Source organism: Sandaracinobacteroides sp. (assembly GCF_057137845.1).
In genome coordinates this window covers 1-3586 of the sequence record NZ_DBNHFX010000009.1, presented here as the reverse complement: position 1 = coordinate 3586, position 3586 = coordinate 1, and the positions used below count along the sequence as shown (strand labels likewise).

Annotated in this window: 2 protein-coding genes and 1 pseudogene; 1 reads left to right on the top strand and 2 read right to left on the bottom strand. The window is 62.1% G+C overall.

What is annotated here, in order from left to right; translation table 11 throughout:
- Positions 1 to 247, bottom strand: a pseudogene (locus tag AC16JP_RS00290) (methyltransferase); the annotation flags it as partial.
- An 87-nt stretch (positions 248 to 334) separates the two neighbouring features.
- Here AC16JP_RS00290 and AC16JP_RS00285 point away from each other — a divergent pair.
- Positions 335 to 562 carry a hypothetical protein gene (locus AC16JP_RS00285; protein WP_484338600.1) on the top strand — a complete coding sequence of 76 codons (228 nt, stop codon included), beginning with the start codon at positions 335 to 337 and terminating at the stop codon, positions 560 to 562.
- Positions 563 to 596: 34 nt separating this feature from the next.
- Here the strand turns inward: AC16JP_RS00285 and AC16JP_RS00280 are convergent, their stop codons facing one another.
- Positions 597 to 3476, bottom strand: a complete 2880-nt coding sequence (locus AC16JP_RS00280) for a TonB-dependent receptor (protein ID WP_484338599.1) — start codon at positions 3474 to 3476, stop codon at positions 597 to 599.
- Positions 3477 to 3586: the final 110 nt, after the last annotated feature.

The window sequence follows — 3586 nt, the reverse complement described above, 5'->3', positions numbered from 1 at the left end:
CCCCCGGCGTCACTTCGACGACGGTCTGCCCCGGCTTCAGGCCGAAGAACAGCAGCGTTTCGCGCGGATGGCGATAGACATCGCGGGCGCGTTCGGCCTCGGTGCGGTAGGCGCCCGCCATGGCCTTGTCGATCAGCGCTGCGGTGGCCGTATCGGCAGGCGCCTTTGCAGGCGCAGGTGCGGGTGCAGCCAGCAGCGCCGACGGCGCGGCAACGGACATCAGCAACCCGATAACAAGTTGGCGCATTGCAATTCCCTTCCCACTGGTGAACGCCCGTCCCATGCCACAGACAGCTCTCGCCAGATAGCCCGACGGTATCTAGAAGCAAGCGCCATGGGCTGGATCATCACACTTGCCGCAGGCGCCATCGCACTGCTGTTGCTGCTGCTTTCGGGCTTTCTGCATGCAAGGCGCGGCATCGGCCGCCTTAGCCTCCTGCCGTGGGATTATGTCATGATCCTGAGCGCGATCGTGCTGATCGCGTCCGTGGCACATGCTGTCACGCTCTGGAAAGACGGCTGGCCGCTGCCCTGGGCAACGGCCAGCCTGCAGGCATTTTGAAACGGGCGCCCGCCACCGCAGGCGCCCGCAATGTTCAGAACTTGAACCCGGCCATCACGCCGTAACGCCGGGGTTCCAGCGTGAAGACGTTGGTGAAGTTCCCCGACGAGGCATCCGCCGAGTGCAGGCCGACGATGGCGCTGTTGTTGGTGATGTTCTGCACATAGGCGCGCAGGAACCAGCGTTCGTCGGCGGCGTTCAACTGCATCTGCGCATTCAGCACCACAAAGGATTCGATCCGCGTGCGGTTGGTGTTGAAGATGTTGCCGAACTGTTCGCCGGTGAAGTTCAAGTCAGCGCGTGGCACCAGCGTCATGCCGTTGTTGAATTCCTCGGTCCACTGGATGCCGGCCGACACCTTGTATTCCGGCGCCTGCGGCAGGCTGTTACCCCTGATGTTGTTGGCAACGCCGGGGCTGAGCACCTCGACGCCGGACGCCGCCGCACTTCCGGCCAGCACATCGCAGAGGCCGAATGCGCCGGTCGCGCCGTTGATGCCGCTGTCCGACGGGAAGGCAACCGGGCCGCGCAGCCCGAGCGCCGCGTTCACCGCCGTCACATAGCCGTTCGACAGCGCCGCGCCGCCCGCGCCCTTCGGGATCACCGCGCAGTTGGAGCCATTCCCCAGATCCTTGACGATGACGGCATCCGAACGGCCGCCCGATGGATCGAACGGATCGGCCAGATATTTGTCCGACGAAACGCGGGTATGCAGATAGGATGCGCTGATGTTGATCGCCAGCGGCGGGATCGGCCGGATGATGCTCTCCAGCTCGAGGCCCCAGATGTTCGCATCCACGTTATCGTTCACCGCAGTCCGCGCGATGAAGCGCGCAAGCTGCAGGCCCTTGTATTTATAGTAGAAGGCCGTGGCATTCAGTTGCAGGCGGCCATCGGCGAAACGGTTCTTCGAGCCGATTTCGAACGCATCGATGAATTCCGGTGCGAACGTGTCCGACACCTGGAAGATCGGTTGCAGCGGCGGGTTGATGCCGCCCGATTTATAGCCGCGCGAATAGGAGGCATAGAGCAGGTTGTCGTCGGTGATCTTGTAGTCGATCACGAAGCGCCCGGTCAGTTCCCGGAAGGATACTTCGCGTTCCTGCCACGGCTGGTTGCCGAGCTGGCCCGGATCGGCATCGAAGCCGGCGAAATGCGGCGAATCGAACGCGTTGCCGAGGTTGGTCGGCGCCAGGAAGCTCAGCAGCGTCGAGCGGGCGCGGACATATTTCTTGTCGTTGTTGAGGCGCAAACCAACCGTCAGCTTCAGCTTGTCGGTGACGTCGTAATAGGCCTCGCCGAAGATGCCCCAGCTATTCAGGGTGTAGCGGTCGGTGTGGTTCCGATAGAGCGGCGGCCCGAGGATGACATTGCCGAGCGCCGGATTGCCAAGCGCGCTTGCCGCACCCAGTATGCCGGACGAATAGTCCAGCGTGAACGCATTCACATAGTAGCTGTTCTCGGGCATCACCATGTTGTTGTAGGTGGCGCCCAGCAGGAAATTGAACGGCCCGTCGAACTTCGAAGAAACGATGCCTTCAACGGTCCAGGCGTGGCGCCGTTCGTTCGAGCGGTCGAAATCCTGCGGTGTGGCCGAACACAGGCGGCGGCCGGCATAGGCCCCCATGCCGTTCGGATCGGTGAGCGAGGTGCAAAGATCGCCGTTCGGACCATTGGGCATCAGCGCATCGACCATCGGCCGGAACTGCGGCAGCACCGCTGCATAGCCGGCCAGATGTTGCAGCGCAGGCGCGAACAGCGCCCGGTTCATCACCGACTGGTTGTAATCCTGCGAACTATTGACCGAGTTCTGCTGATACTGGCCAGAGAGTTTTGCCCTGATGCTGCCGAAGTCATGCTCGATCTTGCCTTGCACCTGGATTTCATCGGCAAAATATGTCGGCGCATAGTCGGAATAGATCTTGCGCGGATCCGCCGGGTTCAGCATGCCCGCATAAACGTCCTTGCCATAGATGCTGGCCAGCCCGAAATCATGGAAGAAGGCCCCACCTGCAATCGCCAGAAACTCCTTCGAGGACAGGGTGCTGGCAAGCGTCGAATTGGCGTTGGTGAAAGAATATTCCCGCCTGCCCGGCAGGCAGCCCAGAACCCCGGTCGGGTCCGTCTGGCACATCAGCTTCTGGACGCGCATCCGGTCGTCGTCCTCGCGGAAGTAGTAGCCCATCACGTCGACCGTGGTGTCGGGTGTGGGCTCCCAGCGGATCGAACCGCGCAGCGCAAACATGTCGCGGCCATCATAGCTTGCGCCGTTGAACAGGTTCTTGGTGTAACCGTCGCGCTTCAGGTAGAAGCCGGCCGCGCGCACCGCCAGCGTGTCGCCGATCGGCACGTTTACCATGCCCTGCACGCGGATTTCGTTGTAATTGCCGTAGCCTACCTCGCCCGAGGCCTTGAACCGCTGCATCACCGGCTTTGCTGTCACGAAGTTGACGACGCCCGATGTGGCGTTGCGGCCGAACAGGGTGCCCTGCGGGCCGCGCAGCACTTCCACCCGTTCCAGATCGAAATACTCGGTCTCGAAGATGCGGGTGCCGAACAGCGGCATGTCGTTCATGTGGATGGCGGTTGCGCTGTCGCAGGTCACGCCGGTGCACAAGTCGCCGACACCGCGAATCGTGAAGCTGGCCGAAGTGAAATTGCTCTTGGAGAAGCTGACGTTGGGCAGCGAAAGCTGCAACTGGTTGGCGTTGTTGATCTGCTTTTCCGTCAGCGCCTCAGACGAAAAGGCCGACACCGCGATCGGCACGTCCTGCAGGCTTTGCGCCTGCCGCTGCGCCGTGACGACGATGTCCTGAATGTCTCCCGCCTCGGCGGTTTGCGCGTGTGCGGCAAAACCCAGCAGGCCATGCACCGAAACGGCGGAAATCAGTGCCGTGCGGATCGTGGCTTTCATCGAAATCATTGCAATCTCCCTCGCGCCGATGCGGGCGCATTTCCCCTTCGCCAGTTTGCCCGAAAGAAACTTCCGGCAAGACGGCCAAGTTTTCGGCCATGCCGGATACC